Origin of the sequence: Streptomyces virginiae (assembly GCF_000720455.1) — a bacterium.
GTDB classification, from domain to species: domain Bacteria; phylum Actinomycetota; class Actinomycetes; order Streptomycetales; family Streptomycetaceae; genus Streptomyces; species Streptomyces virginiae.
Genome location: NZ_JOAK01000037.1, coordinates 1 through 16,283 on the forward strand (window position 1 = coordinate 1; position 16,283 = coordinate 16,283).

The following is a 16,283-nucleotide window of genomic DNA, read 5'->3' on the forward strand; positions in this document are numbered from 1 at the left end:
CGCGGCGGTGGTCGTCGGCCGCGGCGGGCAGGGTGGCGGCGCCGATCAGGGTGCCGGCCGCCAGCAGGGTGGCGAGAACGCGGCGGGTGGCGAGAGAAGAAGCAGACATGGAGGATGGACCCCTTCGACTTCAGTGGTTCCCGGCGTCCTGCCGGGGAGCCACACTCTGGCCGCCACCCTCTGCGAATTGCCGCACATACGGCGCGTGTTGCCCAAACCAGACATATCCATAACTCTCCCGTGTGACAACCGTTTCCGAGAGTAATGCTGCACTTACGGACCGTGATCAGAATGCCCGTGTCCGCCTATTCGCTCCGCTCGCGCGCGGACACGGTCACGTGGTCCACCCGCATCGGATGGCCGGGCTGCGTCCCAGGGCCGACGTCCGCGCCGTCGGCCCGCGGAAGCGTGCCGCCGACGGCCACGTTGAGGATCAGGAACAGCCCGTGGTCCACGGCCCGCCCCCAGGTCCCGGAGTCCAGCCGGTCGGCCGTCACCCGGTGGTACAAGCGGCCGTCCAGATACCAGCGCACCTCCTCGGCGCCCGGGGCACGGTCCACCTCCACGGCGTACGAGTGGAAGGCCGCACGGCAGCCGGAGCACGGCTGCGGACCCGAGGTCAGGCCCACGGGCTCCTGGCACGGGCCGCCTTCGAGGACTCCGCAGTGCATGGAGCCGAAGACGGTGTCCCGCCCGTTCACGGACTCCATGACGTCGAACTCACCGACCCCCGGCCACCCCGTGTACCCGTCGCGCGGCGGCGCCCCCAGGGTCCAGAACGCCGGCCAGTAGCCGGCCGCACCGGTCCCGGTCACATCCGGCAGGGCGATCGACGCCTCGATCCGCAGCACCCCGCCGGGCGGCGGGGCGAAGTCGGAGCGCCGGGTCTCGATGCGCCCCGAACTCCACGCGCCGTCCTCGCGGGTGGGGACGATCTCCAGCGCGCCCTTCCCGTCGAGGCGGACGTTGTCGGTCGAGTCCGTCACGGTCTCCACCTCCCCGGTGCCCCACTGCGGCGCCGGGCAGCCGGGATGGCAAGTGCCGACGTCGTGGACCCAGTTGGCGGCCGAAGGCGCGCTGCCCGCCGGCCCGTCGAAGTCCTCCCGCAGCAGCCGCGTCCAGCCGTCCACACCGCGGGCCGCGCCCGGCGGTGCCACCGCCGGCAGGGCCCCGGCCTCCGTGAACAGCCGCTCCAGCCGGTTGGTCAGGACGACGGCCGCCACATTGGTCAGGTGCGCGTCGTCCCGGTACAGCAGGATCCGGTCGAGCACGGCCGGGCAGGTCGGGCCGTTCCCCGGGCACAGCACCCCGTTCACGCCGACGCTCCGTACGCCGGGCAGCGCGCCGGACGCGATCCGCCGCGCCAGCGGATCGGGCCGGAGCGCGCCGGCGCGGCCGAACGCGCAGTCGTCGGGGGAGTCGGGGCTCCCGGAGACGCACGCCGCGACGTCCGTACCCGGTACGGGGGTGTCCTCGACGTAGACGATCGGCGCGCCCAGAGCCCGGAGCGGCGCGAGGGTCTTCTCCCAGGCCTCGGCCAGGAGCCGTTCGTCCCCGGTGTACCGGTTGAGCGAGGAGATCACGACGAGCCGTGGCTTCGGCTGCTTCCCCAGCCGCTCCAGGGTGTCCGCCCGCCAGATGTCGCACTCCCGGTAGGCGCGGCCCAGCTGGGGGCTGTCCACCGTCAGCCGGGGCAGCGGGCAGCCCTGCTTCACGAACTCCTGCAGCGCCCAGCCCCGGGAGGAGGCCAGCGCCAGCATCGGCGAGAACCACTGCCCGGCGTGCGAGTCGCCGAGCAGCACGATCCGGTCCGGGCTGTCCACCGCGCCGAACAGGCAGTCCGGGCTGCTCGTCCGGGCCGGGGCGATCTCGCATGGCCCGTCCGGCGGGAAGTCGCCCCGCGCCTGCACGGGACTGGGCACCACCGGTCCGTCCACGAGCGGTGTCCCCGCGGTCCGGGCCAGCAGGGTGGGCCCCGAGACGGCGCCCGGTGGCAGCCCCTTCGGGTCGACGGGCGCGGCCGGACCGAGCAGCTTCAAGGTCGTGGTGCCCATCACCAGCGCGAGGACCACGGGCAGCACGATGGCCGATACGCCCACCGACAGCCCACGGCGGGGGAGTTCGCAGACCGTGCGGCTGCGCCGCAGCGGCCGCTCGACCCACCGCATCGTGGCCAGGGCGGGCAGCGCCGCCGCCAGCGTCAGCGCGGTCCTCGCCGGCCATCCGAGCGGGCCCCACCGCGCCTCGGCGAGGACAAGCACCGGCCAGTGCCACAGGTACAGGTTGTAGGAGAGCCGCCCGACGGCCCGCGGCGCCCGGCCCGCGAGCAGCCGTCCGACGTCACCGGCGCCCGGTGCGTGGCGCTCGCCCCGCCCGGGTGCCGCGGCGAGGATCACCGCGACGGTGCCCAGCGTCGGCACGAGCGCCGCCCGGCCCGGATACGGGGTCGCGGCGTCGTACGCCACGACGCACCAGCCGATCGCCGCCGCCCCCGCCCAGCCGCACAGCAGCCGCAGCGGTCGCGGCCCCCGCGTCAGGTGCAGGGGCAGCAGGGCGAGCAGTGCGCCGGCGCCGAACTGCCAGACGCGCGAGGGCGTGCCGAGGTAGGCCAGGGAGACCGAGTGCCGCGTCCAGTGGAGGGCCAGGGCGAACGACGCGAGCGTCAGCGGCGCTGCGACCAGGAACACCAGGTGGCGCACCGCCCGGCCCCGGCGGACCGCCCGGGCCGCGCAGAGCGCGACCACCGCCAGCAGCGGGGCCCAGAACAGGTAGAACTGCTCCTCGACGGCGAGGGACCAGAAGTGCAGCAGAGGACTCTGGTCGTGTCCGGCGTCGAGATAGTCGGTCCGCTGCGACACGAACCGCCAGTTGGCGACGGACAGCGCCGCCGCGACGACGTCGTGCTCCACGTCGGTGCGGCGCAGCGGTACGGTCAGCCAGGCGCCGGCGACCGCCACCGCGGCCAGCACCACTGCGGCCGAGGGCAGCAGCCGCCGGGCTCGCCGGGAGAAGAAGTCCCCGAGCCGGATCCGGCCCGTGGCGGTCGCCTCGCGGACCAGCAGGCCGGTGATCAGGTAGCCGGACATGACGAAGAAGACGTCCACTCCGACGAAACCGCCGGTCGCCCAGGGGATCCCGGCGTGGAAGGCGAGGACCGCGACGACGGCGACCGCGCGCAGGCCCTCGATGTCGGGCCGGAAGGCGGACCGGTGCGGACTGGGCCCGGACTCGCCGCCGGAACGGGAAGCCGCGGCCGGCCGGGCACCCGCGCGCCCCGGGGTCCGGCGGCGGCCGGGTATGACGGGGAAGGACATGGTGACGGCGCCTTTCAGCTCAGCCAGGGAAGCATCGGGTCGACCCATCCCGATGCCAGCAGGCCGGTGAGCAGGATGACCGCGGACGCGGCGACGGTCTCGGGCCAGCGGCGGGGCAGCACGCCGGAACGGGTGCCCGGGCGGGGCCGGACGCGGTCGCGGACGCGGGCCCGGACGCGGGCGCGCAGCGACGACGCGGCGCCGCCCGGGGCGGGACGCAGTTCGGCCGCCAGGTCCCGGACCAGCGGGACGTTGATCTGGAACTGCACCACGACGTACAGGAGCAGCCCCCAGTTGGGCTCCCAGCCGTTGCGGGCCACGGCCAGCGCGAGTCCCGAGGCGGCCGCGCCGTTGGAGAATGCCAGCCACACCAGCGCCACGGCCACCACCCGGCGGGCCATTGCGCCCCGGGCCGCCGCACCCCCGACGCCGGTCGGCACCCAGGCGGCGCTGCGGCCCCGCAGCGTGTGCAGGAACGCCGTCGCGGCGGCCACGCTCGTCAGGACGTTGGCCCGGATCACCTCCACCCGCCAGCGGGTCCGGCTGACCCGGGGCAGCAGCACGTGCCACAGCCACAGAGGGGCGAGCAGCGGCAGCACGTGCCAGGGCCGGATCATGTCCGGGTAGCGGAACATCATCACCAGCGGCGCCGCGAAGGTGTTCACGGCCGTCGTCAGGTAGCCGACGACGCCTTCGTAGAAGCACAGGCGCATGCGCCACGGCGCGCGCATCCGGCGCAGTACGGGCGTGCCGAGCAGGTGCAGGTTGCCCATCGCCCACCGGTACTGCTGGTTGACGAAGGAGGTGACCCGGTCGGGCGAGGTGCCCTTGGCGACCAGTACGGGTACGTAGAGCGTGCGGAAGCCCTGTTCGTGGAGGGCGAGTCCGGTGTACAGGTCCTCGCTGTGGTCGAGCCGGGCGAAGCCGCCGGCCAGGTCGAGCGCGGCGCGCCGGTAGACGGCGTTGCTGCCGCAGCAGATGGCGGCGTCGCTGGCGTCCCGGGACGGCTGGATCCACCGGAAGAACCATTCCTGGGCGGAGCCCGCGGCGCGCTGGATCCAGCTCATGGTCCCGTCGGTGTCGAAGCACTGCGGGCTCTGGACGATGCCGACGGCGGGATCGGCGAGGTACGGCACGAGATGGCGCAGGAAGTCCGGCCTGGGCGCGAAGTCCGCGTCGAGGATGGCGACGAACTCGGCGCTGCTCAGGGTCAGCGCGTGGTTGAGGTTCCCGGCCTTCTTCAGGTGCCCGCGGTCGGGGCGCACGACGTACTCGTAGCCGTGACGGGCGGCCAGCGCGGCGACTTCGGGCCGGTCGGCGTCGTCGAGGATCCACACGGTCAGCGCGTCGGCGGGCCAGTCGACGGCCGCCACGGCGCGGTAGGCGTTGTCCAGGACGGGCAGCGGCTCCCCGCAGGTCGGCAGGTACAGGTCGACCCCGGGAGGGGGCGCGGGCCGCCATGCGTGGACGAGTACCTCGTGGGACCGTCTGGTGAGCCGGCGCTGGCGCAGGCTGTTGACGGAGGAGAGCGCCAGGGCCGCGACGTTGAGCCCGAGGACGGCGAGGAAGGCCCACAGGGCGGGTGTCCGCAGGGCGAAGGTGAACATGGTCGCCGCGGTGAAGACGAAAGCGAGCGAGGTGACGACCAGGACCCAGCGGCGTTGCGGGCCGAAGTACCAGTAGAGCTCCTCGTCGGACGGCGGTTGCGGAAGATGATGAACAGTCACAGAGCCCCCCACGGTTGTGCACGTACCCGTTCGAGGTGGCCCAGCCTAGTGTCAAAGGTATAGACCACTTGTCGGGATCCGGGTAACGGGCCCAATGAGCCACGGAATTGGCGCGACTCGAATGGTCCAGACCTCTTGTTCTCGCCATTCGACCGGCCGCTCCGGGCCGATCCGGGAAGTCCCAGGTCACGCGGGGGTGAACAGTCCTGGAACACCGGGCCGTTCCGTGCGGACCGGCCTCATGGGGCGGCGTCGCCGCGGTCGTGCTCCAGCCGGAGCAGCTCCGGCAGGTCCGCCAGCCGGTCGAGCCCCCGAACCGGCATGGCGGTCCGGGCGTTGTGCAGCAGCCGGTCCCGGTGGCGGTGCAGGAAGGACCAGTACCCGGTGGTGAAGGGGCAGGCGTCCTCGCCGCTGCGGGAGCCGGGCCGGTAGCGGCACGGCCCGCACAGGTCGCTCATCCGGTCGATGTAGGCGCCACCGGACGTGTAGGGCTTGGTCGTCATACGGCCGCCGTCCGCGTACTGCGACATGCCGACCACGTTGGGGAGCATGACCCAGTCGTAGCCGTCGACGAACGAGCGGTGGAACCAGTCGGTGAGCGCCGCCGGGTCCCAGCCCCGCTGGAGCGCGTAACTGCCCAGCACCATCAGCCGCGGAATGTGGTGGGTCCAGCCGGTGTCCCGGACCTGGCGGAGCACGGTCGAAAGGCACCGGGCCGTGACGGCGTCCGCATCGAGCGAGTCCCACCAGGCGGGCAGCGGCCCGGTGTGCCCCAGGACGTTGGACGTCCGGTACTCCTCACCGAAGTGCCAGTACAGGTGCCAGACGTACTCCCGCCATCCGGCGATCTGCCGGACGAAGCCCTCGGCGGAGTTGAGGGGGACGGCGCCGGCCCGCCAGGCGGCCTCCGCGCGCTCCACGCACTCCGCCGGATCCAGCAGACCGAGGTTGAGGGACGAGGACAGCAGGCTGTGGCTCAGCACCGGGTCGGCGGCGAACATGACGTCCTCGTGGGCGCCGAACCCGGCGAGCCGGTGGTCCACGAAACGCCGCAGCGCGGCCAGCGCCTCCCGCCGGCCCGCCGGGAAGAGCCGCGGGCCGTCCCGGCCGGCGAACGAAACACCGCCGGACCGCTCCCAGCGGTCGAGGTCCTCCCGGACGCCGGCGTCGATGTCGTCCTCGCGGGGCCGGTAGGGGGCGGGTGCGTCGAGGGTCCGCGCTCCCCGCGGCGGGGGCTCCCGGTTGTCGTGATCGAGGTTCCACCTCCCCCCTGCCGGTTCACCCCCGTCCATCAGCAGGTCCAGCTTCCGCCGCACGTGGCGGTAGAAGTTCTCGAGCCGCAGCCCGCCCTCCGGATGCCCGGCCGCCCACTGCGCGAATTCCTCGTGCGTCAGCAGGAAGCCGCGGGCCGGCAGGACGGTCACGCCGTCGAGCGAGTTCACCAGGGCCGCCGCCGCCCGGGAGGTCGGGTGGTGCACCGTGACCGGAGAGCTGCCGACGGCGCGGCGCAGGCCCTCGCGGTACGTGTCGGCCTTGACGTAGACGACGCGGTCGCCCAGCTCGGCGGCACGGTGACGCATCGCCGAGAGCATCAGGTGCGCCTTGGCCCGGTGGAACCGGCGCCGGCGGAAGACCGCCTGCGATTCGATCATCACCAGGGGGGCGTCGCGGGGGACGCCCCCCTCACCCGGGGCGATGAAGGCAGGGCCCAGCTGATCGCCGAAGAGCCAGTGTGCGCCGGTCATGCCGCCGTCCTTCCCCGCAGGTGCATGCGTCCCTACCGGTACTTCCCGCAAGCGCGGGAGTTCGGACGCACCCATCGGGTGGCACTCGGCGACGCATCCGTTCGGCCCGCCCGGGCCGAAGAGGGAGCGAGGAGCCGTCCGCGAGCGGCGGACGCGACCCGGCGGCGGAGCGGAGGCCCGATGGGAGGACAGCACGAGTGGCGGGTCGCGCCCGACGCGGGGCGGCCGGACGGACGCGCGTGCGCGCATCTCGACCTCATGGACGACTGGAGGCTCATGGAGGACTGCAGGCCGGCCCCGGCCGCGTCGCCCGCCACGTGCACGGACTGCCTGGCGCGCGGGACGACCTGGGTGAGGCTGCGCCAATGCGTGACCTGCGGACACGTCGGATGCTGCGACACCTCCACCGGCCGCCACGCCCACGGGCACCATGTGGAGAGCGGGCACCCGGTCGCCGTGTCGCTCGCAGCGGACGAGGACTGGGCCTGGTGCTTCCCCGACGAGGTCTTCCTGGTCCGCGCCGGAGGCGACGCGGCAGACCCGCCCGCCGGACGAGGACCGCACCGACGGGAGGCCCCATGAGCACGCACCACGCGGACACGCCCAGGACGGAATCGGTGTGGGACTATCCGCGCCCGCCCCGGATCGAGCCCGACGCCCGGCACGTGGTGGTGCGCCACGCCGGCGCGGTCCTGGCCGACTCCCGCCGCTGCCTCCGCGTACTGGAGACCAGCCATCCGCCGGTCTTCTACGTCCCGCGGGCCGATGTGCGCACCGACCTCCTGCGCGCCTCCGCGAACCGCAGCATGTGCGAGTGGAAGGGCACGGCCACCTACTGGACCCTCGGCCCGCGGCCCGGCCTGCCGCCCGTGCCCGACATCGCGTGGAGCTACGAGACGCCGAGCCCGTCCTACGCGCCGATCGCCGGCCATCTCGCGTTCCGCGCCGACCGGGTGGAGGCGTGCACGGTGGACGGAGAGCCCGTGCGGGCCCAGCCGGGCGGCTTCTACGGAGGGTGGATCACGCACGAGATCACCGGCCCCTTCAAGGGGGAGCCCGGCAGCCGGGGCTGGTGAACCCCGGGCACCGGCACCCCCGGGGCGGCCCGGAGGGCTCGGGACCGCCGTCCGGGCCGCGCCGCACGGCCTACCGGCGGGCGTCCACCACCGCGAGGAGCTTGCCGCTGGTCGGGCTGCGGTCCAGCGACGCGCCGTCGACGGCCTCCACCACCAGGTCCAGGAGCCGCTCCGCCACCGCCGACCGCAGCTCCGGGTAGCCCGCCAGGAAGACCTCCCGCAGCCGCTCCGGATCCGTCGCCGCGCCGCGTTCCACCCGTACGGTCAGCCGCTCGCGCGCGTCCGTGGCGTCGAGCCGGACCTGCAGCTCGCCCCGGTGGCCGCCGGGCTCCCCCGCCAGGTCCAGGAACCGCCGGTGATTGAGGAAGTACGTCGCCACCCGCATCACGTCACCCGTGCGGCCCTGCAGTTCGAAGCGGGGCGCGTGCCGGCCGCACGGACAGCGGCCCGGGACCTCCCGGCCGAGGTCGCCGATCACGTAACGGCCCAGGTCCTGGCCCCGCCGGGCATGCGTGGTGAACACCAGCCGGCCCGTCTCGCCCGGCGCCACCGGCCGGTCCTCGGCCGGCTCCAGGACCTCCATGGTGTGCAGGTCGGCGTGCAGGTGGTGGACGCCGCCGGAGCTCTCGGTGCACTGGTAGCCCAGTGGCCCGAGGTCGGTGCTGCCGTAGGTGATCGACCGGATCACCTCGATGCCGAAGGTGTCCTTCAGGGTCCGCTGCTGCTCCGCGGTGAAGTGCTCGCCGCCGTAGAAGACCTTGCGCAGTCCGCCGTACGCACGCAGGGCGTCCGCCTCCGCATGGAGCAGCTGCCACAGGTAGGAGGGCATCCCGAACAGGGTGTCGGCCCCGAGGTCGATCAGCGCCCGGGCCGTCGCCCGGTGGTCGGGGCCGGCCGACAGCGGCAGCTGCACCCCGCCGAGCCGTTCCAGTACGGAGAAGAAGCTGATGAAGCTGCCGTACATGGCGCCGCAGTAGAAGAGGTTGGCCGTGCGGTCCCCGACCGGGTCGTAGCCGGCCGCGAGCAGGCCGCGGGCTGCGGCGTGCATCTGCGTGTCGTAGTCGTCGTAGCTGAAGACCGACAGCGCGGGCGCGCCGGTGCTGCCGCCACTGCGGAAGTACAGCTCGGCATCGGCGCGCGCCACCCGACGGCCCGGCTCCTGCACGTCCTCCTTGCCCAGCAACGGGCCCGCGGGCGGCGGCAGGACGACGGGCCTGGCCAGGTCGTCCAGGCAGGCGGTGGTGGCGAAGAGCGCGGGGTCGGCCTGGACCGCGACGCGGCGGCTGTAGCGCTGCAGGGCGTACACGCCGTCGTGCGGCTCACCCGCGTAGCTCTCCAGCATGGCTCCGACGGGCGTGACACGGGTGACGCCGGCGGCCAGCGCGGTGCGGGACAGCTCGGCGATGTCGGTCCGGCTGCCCGCGAGGCCCGCCGTCTGCAGGTAGCGGCGCATCGGGCGCAGGGTCGCGATCATCCGCTTCCGCGGCAGCGGCTTGACCCAGACGCTGCGGTGCAGCGGCGAGGCCGTGAGCGGGGAGCGGGTGTCGGCCATGACCCGCCAGGAGCCGTCGGGCGCGGCGAACACCCGGGTGAGACCGAGGTGTTCCTCCAGCCGGGCCACCAGCTCGGTGGTGGTCAGCTCCGCCTCCTGCGCCGGGTCCGGCCCGACCGCGGACACGGCGCCCACCGCCGGCGGCCGGGCCGCGAGCACGGCTGCGAAACGCTCGGCGAAGGCGAACACCTCGCCCTCGTCCTCGGTGTCGAGGTAGACCACCTGGGGGCTGGAGCAGGCCTGCTGCTCGTGCAGGCACACGTCGTCGGCGAGGGCGCCGAGCGTCACGGCGTCCGACCAGGCGTCACTGGTCAGGTAGGCGAAGGAGATCCGGTGCCCCCACTCCACCAGCCGGCAACCCGCCGGCACATGGGCCGCCACACCTTCCACGGCGCCTTCGCCGCCCCACACGGCCACGGCGTCCGCGGGCGCGCACATCAGGCGCAGCCACTCCTGCCGGGACGACGGGAACCGCAGCACGACGATCCGGGCGGCCAGCGCACCACTGGGGTCCAGGGCCGCCAGCTCGGCCATCAGGTGCTGGGTGAGCAGGGTGTCGGCGCTGCTGGTCTTGAGGATGTTGACGTTGCCCGCGAGCAGGCCCTCGACGATGCTCAGCGGTGCCACCGTCGCCGCGTTCCCCGGGGCGATGTGGGCGACCAGCCCCACCGGCGCCCACGCCTCGTAGACCGTCTCGCGCGGATCGGCCCGGTTCAGCCGGCCCGGAGCCGTGCCGCCCAGCTCCCGGCGCAGCTTGCGGGTCAGCTCGCGCCGGCCGAGGAGGGCGCCGAGCTCGGCCAGCACCGCCGGGTCCTCGCCCTCCGGCAGGTGCGCGGCGAGCCGGCCGTGTACGGGGTGGGCCGGGTCGCACAGCGCGCCGGCGAGGGCGTCGCAGGCGGCCAGGACGGTCTCGGTCTCCAGATCCGTCGCCAGCGCCGCCTCGACTGCGGCCGGCAGCTCCGCGAGACGTCGCCCGGCCTCCTCGTCGCCGATGAGGGAACCCTGCCAGTAGTGGTGGTGCACGCTCATGGTCACGCCATTCCCTTCATCAGTTCCGCCGCGGCCACGGCGCAGCTCTTGTTGCGGCTCACCCCGGCACGGCCGTGCACGGTGAACCAGGGGGTCTCCAGCTCGCACCCGCAGGCTCCGCCCGGCCGGAGCGAGGCGAGGTCGCCCATGACCACGCTCTGCGCCGGCACCGAGGTGATGTACGGCGACACCAGGTGCAGGTACCCGCGCTCCCCGTACGGCAGGGGCTCCAGGGTCCGGGTGGAGCGGATCGTCACCCGCGACCAGACGGGGGCGTGCAGCCGGTGGTGGTCGCACTCGATGTAGGGGATGCAGTGCTCCACGGACCCGAAGGTGTCCCGGATCCGCTCACCCGGGATGCCGAGCTGCTCGGTGACGCGCGCGTACAGCTCCTCCTTCTCGATGCGCCGGTCGGCGTGGCCCTTCCACCCGCCGCCGAGGACGACGAGCGAGCCCTCGGGCAGGCGCAGCGGCGCCATCCCCATGGCCCGCATCCGCTCCAGGGTGAAGAAGAGGAAGGCGGGGAAGCCGAGGATGCGGACCGGGGCGTCCTCCCGCTCGAAGCGGCGCAGTGCGGCGACGCAGCCGAAGGGGTCGAACTCGTGGTCGCCGCCGGTGTTGCGCAGCGCGTACTCCACGCTGCGCGCCGGGGCGAAATCGCACAGGTAGTTGTCGGTGAAGGCAGTGCCCAGGTTCAGGGACGGGGCCGGCTCGTAGCTGTAGAGGAGGTAGTTGACCTCTTGGTCCGGGGTGATCCAGCCGTTGCGCTCGAAGATCCGGGCGACCATGCGCTGCGCGGAGCGGATGGTCCAGTGGTCGAAGAACATCTGCGACTTCTGGCCGGTGGTGCCGGAGGAGGTCAGGTGCAGTTCGACGTCCTCGCGCGGGATGGAGAGCACCTCGTGGCGCTTGAAGAAGTTCGCGTGGACGAGGGGCGCACGGTACGGCTCCGCCGGGGGAGTCGCCTCGTACAGGGAGCGGAAGAACGGGGAGCGTTCGGTGTGCCAGGCGTTGGTCTCCGCCATGGCGGCGGCGAACAGCTCGTCCGCCGCGGGCCCGTGGGCGTAGGGGTCGGTCAGGTCGCACAGCTGTTGGACGTGAGGCAGGAGGGCCGGGTCGGGTACGGCGACCGGCGCGAGATGGGGGTTCATGCGGTTCATGGGGCAACCTCGGATGATGTGGGCAGGTGCGCCGACGCCCAGGCCGACGCGTAGCAGTCCAGGTACGGCTGGAGGGGCGGTTCGACGGCGACGCCGCGGAAGTCGATGCGCTCGCTGGAGCGGGACAGGACGGCGTAGTCGTGGAAGCCGTCGCCGTCCGCGCGCATCGCCGGGTAGAGGGCTCCGGCGACGAACCCATGGGCCAGGAAGGCGGAGAGGGCCTCCTGGTGGGCGAGCGGCACCAGGGCCTCCACGTAGCCGGCGCCGGCGCGGGCGAGGGCCCGGGTGACGGGTTCGAGGTGGGCGGCCGCGGCGGCCGGGTCGGGATGGGCGGTCAGCAGGGAGCAGTAGCCGCCGGCGCGGTTGAGGTAGGCGTACACCTCGAACCGGCCGTCTTCCGGTGTGAGCAGCACGTTGGGGGTGTGCAGCGGGTAGAACCAGCCTTCCGCCCCCGGGAAGCGCTCGCGGAAGCGGCGGCGTACGAACGCCGGAGCCTCGATCAACTCCAGCTGTTCTGCCGCCCCTTGCGGCGCGGGCGTCGCCGGTGGCCGGCCGTAGGCGGCCCGCACCCCCGGGTAGCCGATGCCGAGGGCCGCTCCGGCCGTACGCAGCAACGGCAGCAGTACGGCGGGCACTTCGGCGACGGGCACCCGGCGGTCGAGCACACCGGGGGAGTGACGCGCGTAGAGCGCGAGGCTCTCGCGGCTGCGGAGGTCCACCGCGTTGGGCAGGATGCCGAGCGGACGGAAACCGTTGCGGGCGACGACCCGCTGCGGACCGGAGCCGACGGTGCGGACGGTCGCGTACACCGAGTCCAGCCGGCCGGTGTCCAGCATCTCGGCGCAGAGGGCTTCGGTCAGGGCGGCGGCCAGGCCCGCTGAGCGGTGCTCGGGGTGCACGGCTATGCCCTCCAGCCGGGCGATGCGGCTGTCGGCCTCGCCGTGGATGGCGGCGGACGCGGCCAGGGCTCCGGTGACGGGGCAGCGGGCGACGAGCCACAGGGAGTGCGGGTCGGCCATGAGCCGGGCCATCTCGGCCGGGTCCGTGCCGAGGGCGACGGGGTAGTGCGGGCCGTAGACGGCGTAATAGAGCTGCCGCAGTTCGGCGATGTCCGTGCCGGTGGCCGGGGTGATGACGGGGTTCACCGGGCGCCTCCCACGGTCTCCGGCTCCGGTGTGGGCGCCGCGTCTATCGAGGGCGACGGTTCGGGCGTACGGGATCCCAGCAGGGCCAGCGCGCCGGCGGCGGGCAGCAGGCCGGCGCCCTGGACCAGGCACAGCGTCTGCGGGGAGACGAGGTCGCCCGCCGAGCCGAAGACCAGGGAAGCCACCGGCAGGGAGGCGCCCAGTACGGCCTGCATCACGGCGAAGAAGCCGGGCTTGTCGGCGGTCGGCACCAGCCGCTGGAAGAGCGCCACGAAGCGGACGCTGACGGCCCCGGCACACCAGCCGGCCACCGCCAGGCAGCCCGCGACGACCGGCCGCTGCCCGAACAGGCCGGGCAGCGCCAGGGCGAGGGACATGAGCCCCAGGCACCAGGCGCCGGCGACCGTGGGCCGCCCGGGCACGCGGGTACCGGTGAAGGCGCCGACGAGGGCGCCCGCGCCCAGTGAGGCCTCCAGCAGGGCGACGGTGCCGCCACCGCCCCCGAGGACGGAGCGGGTGTAGAGGGGGATGACGACGAACACGGCGGCGGTGAAGAGGTTCGCCGCGGTGAAGCAGATCAGGATCCGCCGTACGTAGGGCAGTTCGCCGAGGATGTGGCGCAGCGGGCGCTGCGCCGGCGGTGCCTCCGGGCCGGCCGCGGCAGCCGGGCTGCGGAAGCGCGCGCTCGCGACGAGGAGGGCGGCCCCGGCGTAGGCGGCCGCGCAGCCGGCGGCCAGTGCGGCCACACCGGCCCGGTCGACCGTCAGGGCGCCGAGCAGAGCTCCTCCGAGCCCCGCCAGGGACTGGGTGGACAGCTCGAATCCGGTCGCGGTCTCGATGTCGGCGTCGTCGACCAGTTCGGGCACCGAGGTGGTCAGGCAGGGGTCGAAGAACGCCTGGCAGGTGGCCAGGGCCAGAGCGGCGGCGTAGACCCCGGCGAGCGGCGGTCCGCCGCCCTGCGCCCACACCGCGAGGACGCCCGCGGTGGCCGCGGCCAGGCCGGCCGCGCCGCGCAGCACCGAGCGGTGGGCGAACCTGCCCACGGCCCCGGCGACCACGGGAGCCAGCACCACGGCCGGCAGCGTGCAGGCGGCCATGAACACCCCGGAGGCCAGGCCGCGGGCGTCGCGCACGGCGTAGGCCACGATCCACCAGGAGACGCCGACCTGGAACATGCGTACGGCGGCCTGGGTGAGGACCTGGCCCAGCCACACGGCGGCGAAGGCGCGGTTGCGCAGGATCAGCGGGGTGCGGGACCGATTGCCGGGTGCGGGTGCGGGTGCGGGTGCGGGTGCGGGTGCGGAGTCAGGGGAGGGCGCGGTCATGCCGTCGGCCTCTCGTCGAGGACCCGGACGAGCTTGCCCGAGCGCGGGTTGACGGCGAGGTCCCGGTGGCGCGCCCACTCCACGGACAGCGGGTGCACGAACCCGGCGCGCACGCTGTCCGGATACAGCGGCCGTACGGTCTCCAGCTCCGCGACGACGGCCCGCGCGAGGGACTCGCGCCGATCCGTGTCCCGTTCGTCGCCGGGGGCGGTCGCCAGCCGGAGGACGAGCCCGTCGCGGCCCTCCCAGCGGCGGACGACGAGCTGCATGCCGACCACCTGCCCGGCGGTGTCGGCCGAGGCCACGGCGTCCTGGGCGTCCTGGGTGTAGAGGGAGACCGGGCCGACCCGTACGCCCTCCTCGGCGCGACCGAGGATCCGGAAGTGGCCCGGACCGGTGCCCGTCCACTCGGCCCGGTCGCCGGCGGGGTAGCGGATGATCGGCATCAGGCGGCGGAAGAGGCTCGTGACGACGACCCGCCCGGGGCGCCCCGGTTCGGTGATGGGCTCGTCCGTGGAGTCGTCGAGGATCTCGACGACCGAGTGCGGGGTGAAGGCCCGGTGCACCCGGGCGTCGGCGCCGGGCACGGGACGGCCCAGCAGGCCGGCGTCGACGCTGGCGTAGCCGACGGAACGGGCCGCGGCGCCGGGGAACGCCGTGGCCAGCAGGCGCCGCTGGTCGTCGAAGAGCGCCTCGCCGCCGAAGAGGAGAAGCTCGACGGATGTGAGACGGACGCCGGAGGCGAGGACCTGTTCGGCGAGCCGGCACAGGGTGGTGGGCGTGCCGGCGAGCACTTGGGCGGCGAGATCGCGCAGCGTGGGGATCGTCGACTCCAGCGGAGCGCCGCCGCCGATGGGCAGGCGGACGTTGTCCACGGGCGCGTGGGCGAGCGAGTCGAGGACGAAGAGGAAGCTGGCGTACAGCTCCCCGGCGTAGAAGAGGTCGGCGACGCGGTGTCCCGGGCGCAACCCCGTGTCCACCAGGCCCTGCCCGAAGGTGGTGACGAAGGTGCGCCACTCGTCCCGGGTGTAGACGGAGAACTTGGGGGATCCGGTGGTGCCGCCGGTCTTGTAGACCGTGGCTTCGCTGAGCGGACCGGTCAGCACGCGGCTGTCGTGCAGGGTGTTGGCCGCCCAGAAGGACCTCTGGTCGACCACCGGAAGGTCGGCGAGACGGTCGGCGCTCGGCGGCAGGGACGCGTAGAGGTCCCGGTAGAAGGGCGAGTTGTGACGGGCGAAACGTATGAGGTCCGAGAGTTGCTGGGCGGACATGGGCCTTTGCCTAGGTGACGGAAGTGGGACGGGAGCCACGGCGGGGCTCGGCGAGTGGATGAACTCGCCTGCCGCATCTGCCGGTACGAACGGGGGACCCCCCGGCGCCCCCGCCTCCTCGACGCACGTCGAAAGCTGACGTGCAGTCATGATGATGAAACATCAGTGCGCAAGTCACCAAATTGAGCGAAGATTCCAGGCCATTGTGGCAACATTCAACAATTTTTTCGGCGCGGCCCTCCCGCTTCCGCCGCCAAGCGGCGGGCCCGGGCCGGCCCGGCGGGCGAGTGGGTGGCCTGCTCGTCGCCGCGGAGGTGCGCAGCGGGGTCGCATGACCATATCGACAACATGTTGTCTGTCTGGCATCATGGTGTCATGTGTGGCGTTTCCCTCCGCGGAAGACGCGCACCGGACCGCACCTGAACGGGTAGGGAGCCCCTGATGACCACCACCCCCACCGAGAACGACGCGATCGGCCGGCTGCAGGCCGCCATGGAGCGCGGTGCGGCCGCTCGGCCCACGGTCGGCGGGTTTCCGTATCTCGCCGAGAGCCTGCGCCGGGCCGGTGTGGCCCACTGCCGTATGGCCGTCCCGTCCAACGCCTTCATCTACCTGACCGAGCACGGCCACGTCGTCGTCCAGGGCGAGCCGCTCGTCACCGGCTTCGTCGCCGCGCCGCCCTTCGACCGGGCCGGCCTGATCGCGGCGCTGCGCGCGGACCAGGCCGGGGAGACGACCTTCCCCGAGTTCGTCCGCGGCTGCTGGAGCGCGGGCATCGTCTGGTACGACGTCGACACCGCCGCGCGCACGTGCACCTACTACGGCGCAGGCGGCGAGTCCTACACCGAGGACTATCCGTCCGTCGTGCTCCCCTGAGGTGACGTGCACGAAGAGGTTCCAGGGGCCCCGGGCTGTCGCCACCGCACAGGGCCGTGCCCG

10 protein-coding genes and 1 pseudogene are annotated in these 16,283 nt (G+C 73.7%); 3 read left to right on the forward strand and 8 right to left on the reverse strand.

The window, feature by feature from the left end:
* Positions 1–305: 305 nt before the first annotated feature.
* From IG86_RS0133820 to IG86_RS0133830, 3 genes are all read right to left on the reverse strand, one after another.
* Positions 306–3,314 carry an acyltransferase family protein gene (locus IG86_RS0133820; RefSeq protein WP_030902076.1) on the reverse strand — a complete coding sequence of 1,003 codons (3,009 nt, stop codon included), beginning with the start codon at positions 3,312–3,314 and terminating at the stop codon, positions 306–308.
* Positions 3,315–3,328: 14 nt separating this feature from the next.
* Positions 3,329–5,041: a glycosyltransferase family 2 protein gene (locus tag IG86_RS0133825; RefSeq protein ID WP_030902078.1), complete on the reverse strand. Its 1,713-nt coding sequence runs from the start codon at positions 5,039–5,041 to the stop codon at positions 3,329–3,331.
* A gap of 239 nt (positions 5,042–5,280) precedes the next feature.
* Positions 5,281–6,786 (reverse strand): cryptochrome/photolyase family protein, encoded by a 1,506-nt coding sequence (locus IG86_RS0133830; RefSeq protein WP_030902080.1) that lies wholly within the window; start codon positions 6,784–6,786, stop codon positions 5,281–5,283.
* 258 nt (positions 6,787–7,044) lie between these two features.
* On the opposite strand from IG86_RS0133830, the pseudogene IG86_RS40660 reads away from it, so the two are divergent.
* Both IG86_RS40660 and IG86_RS0133840 read left to right on the forward strand, forming a co-directional pair.
* Positions 7,045–7,299 (forward strand): annotated as a pseudogene (locus IG86_RS40660) (UBP-type zinc finger domain-containing protein); the annotation flags it as partial.
* 65 nt (positions 7,300–7,364) lie between these two features.
* Positions 7,365–7,862, forward strand: a complete 498-nt coding sequence (locus IG86_RS0133840; RefSeq protein ID WP_030832126.1) for a DUF427 domain-containing protein — start codon at positions 7,365–7,367, stop codon at positions 7,860–7,862.
* A gap of 70 nt (positions 7,863–7,932) precedes the next feature.
* Here IG86_RS0133840 and IG86_RS0133845 read toward each other — a convergent pair whose 3' ends face one another.
* From IG86_RS0133845 to IG86_RS0133865, 5 genes are read right to left on the reverse strand one after another with little or no spacing between them, the layout of a single operon-like run.
* Positions 7,933–10,443, reverse strand: a complete 2,511-nt coding sequence (locus IG86_RS0133845) for an acyl-CoA reductase (RefSeq protein WP_030832123.1) — start codon at positions 10,441–10,443, stop codon at positions 7,933–7,935.
* A 2-nt stretch (positions 10,444–10,445) separates the two neighbouring features.
* Positions 10,446–11,594, reverse strand: a complete 1,149-nt coding sequence (locus IG86_RS0133850) for a LuxE/PaaK family acyltransferase (protein WP_030832120.1) — start codon at positions 11,592–11,594, stop codon at positions 10,446–10,448.
* A gap of 5 nt (positions 11,595–11,599) precedes the next feature.
* A complete protein-coding gene (locus tag IG86_RS0133855; RefSeq protein ID WP_030902082.1) occupies positions 11,600–12,748 on the reverse strand; it encodes a GNAT family N-acetyltransferase in 1,149 nt (382 codons plus the stop codon).
* Positions 12,745–14,073, reverse strand: a complete 1,329-nt coding sequence (locus IG86_RS0133860) for an MFS transporter (RefSeq protein WP_078906127.1) — start codon at positions 14,071–14,073, stop codon at positions 12,745–12,747. The genes IG86_RS0133855 and IG86_RS0133860 overlap by 4 nt, the downstream gene beginning before the upstream one ends.
* Entirely contained in the window at positions 14,070–15,344 is a 1,275-nt protein-coding gene (locus tag IG86_RS0133865) for a phenylacetate--CoA ligase family protein (protein WP_030902086.1), read from the reverse strand. The genes IG86_RS0133860 and IG86_RS0133865 overlap by 4 nt, the downstream gene beginning before the upstream one ends.
* Positions 15,345–15,785: 441 nt before the next feature.
* Between IG86_RS0133865 and IG86_RS0133870 the strand changes: the two genes are divergently transcribed.
* A complete protein-coding gene (locus IG86_RS0133870; RefSeq protein WP_030902088.1) occupies positions 15,786–16,220 on the forward strand; it encodes a DUF1398 family protein in 435 nt (144 codons plus the stop codon).
* Positions 16,221–16,283 lie beyond the last annotated feature (63 nt).

Excerpts from the sequence above, each read along its gene's own strand:
- IG86_RS0133820 (WP_030902076.1), bottom strand. The coding sequence starts at position 3,314 with ATGTCCTTCCCCGTCATACCCGGCCGCCGCCGGACCCCGGGGCGCGCG.
- IG86_RS0133830 (WP_030902080.1), bottom strand. The coding sequence starts at position 6,786 with ATGACCGGCGCACACTGGCTCTTCGGCGATCAGCTGGGCCCTGCCTTC.
- IG86_RS0133840 (WP_030832126.1), top strand. The coding sequence starts at position 7,365 with ATGAGCACGCACCACGCGGACACGCCCAGGACGGAATCGGTGTGGGAC.
- IG86_RS0133845 (WP_030832123.1), bottom strand. The coding sequence starts at position 10,443 with ATGAGCGTGCACCACCACTACTGGCAGGGTTCCCTCATCGGCGACGAG.
- IG86_RS0133850 (WP_030832120.1), bottom strand. The coding sequence starts at position 11,594 with ATGAACCCCCATCTCGCGCCGGTCGCCGTACCCGACCCGGCCCTCCTG.
- IG86_RS0133860 (WP_078906127.1), bottom strand. The coding sequence starts at position 14,073 with ATGACCGCGCCCTCCCCTGACTCCGCACCCGCACCCGCACCCGCACCC.
- IG86_RS0133865 (WP_030902086.1), bottom strand. The coding sequence starts at position 15,344 with ATGTCCGCCCAGCAACTCTCGGACCTCATACGTTTCGCCCGTCACAAC.
- IG86_RS0133870 (WP_030902088.1), top strand. The coding sequence starts at position 15,786 with ATGACCACCACCCCCACCGAGAACGACGCGATCGGCCGGCTGCAGGCC.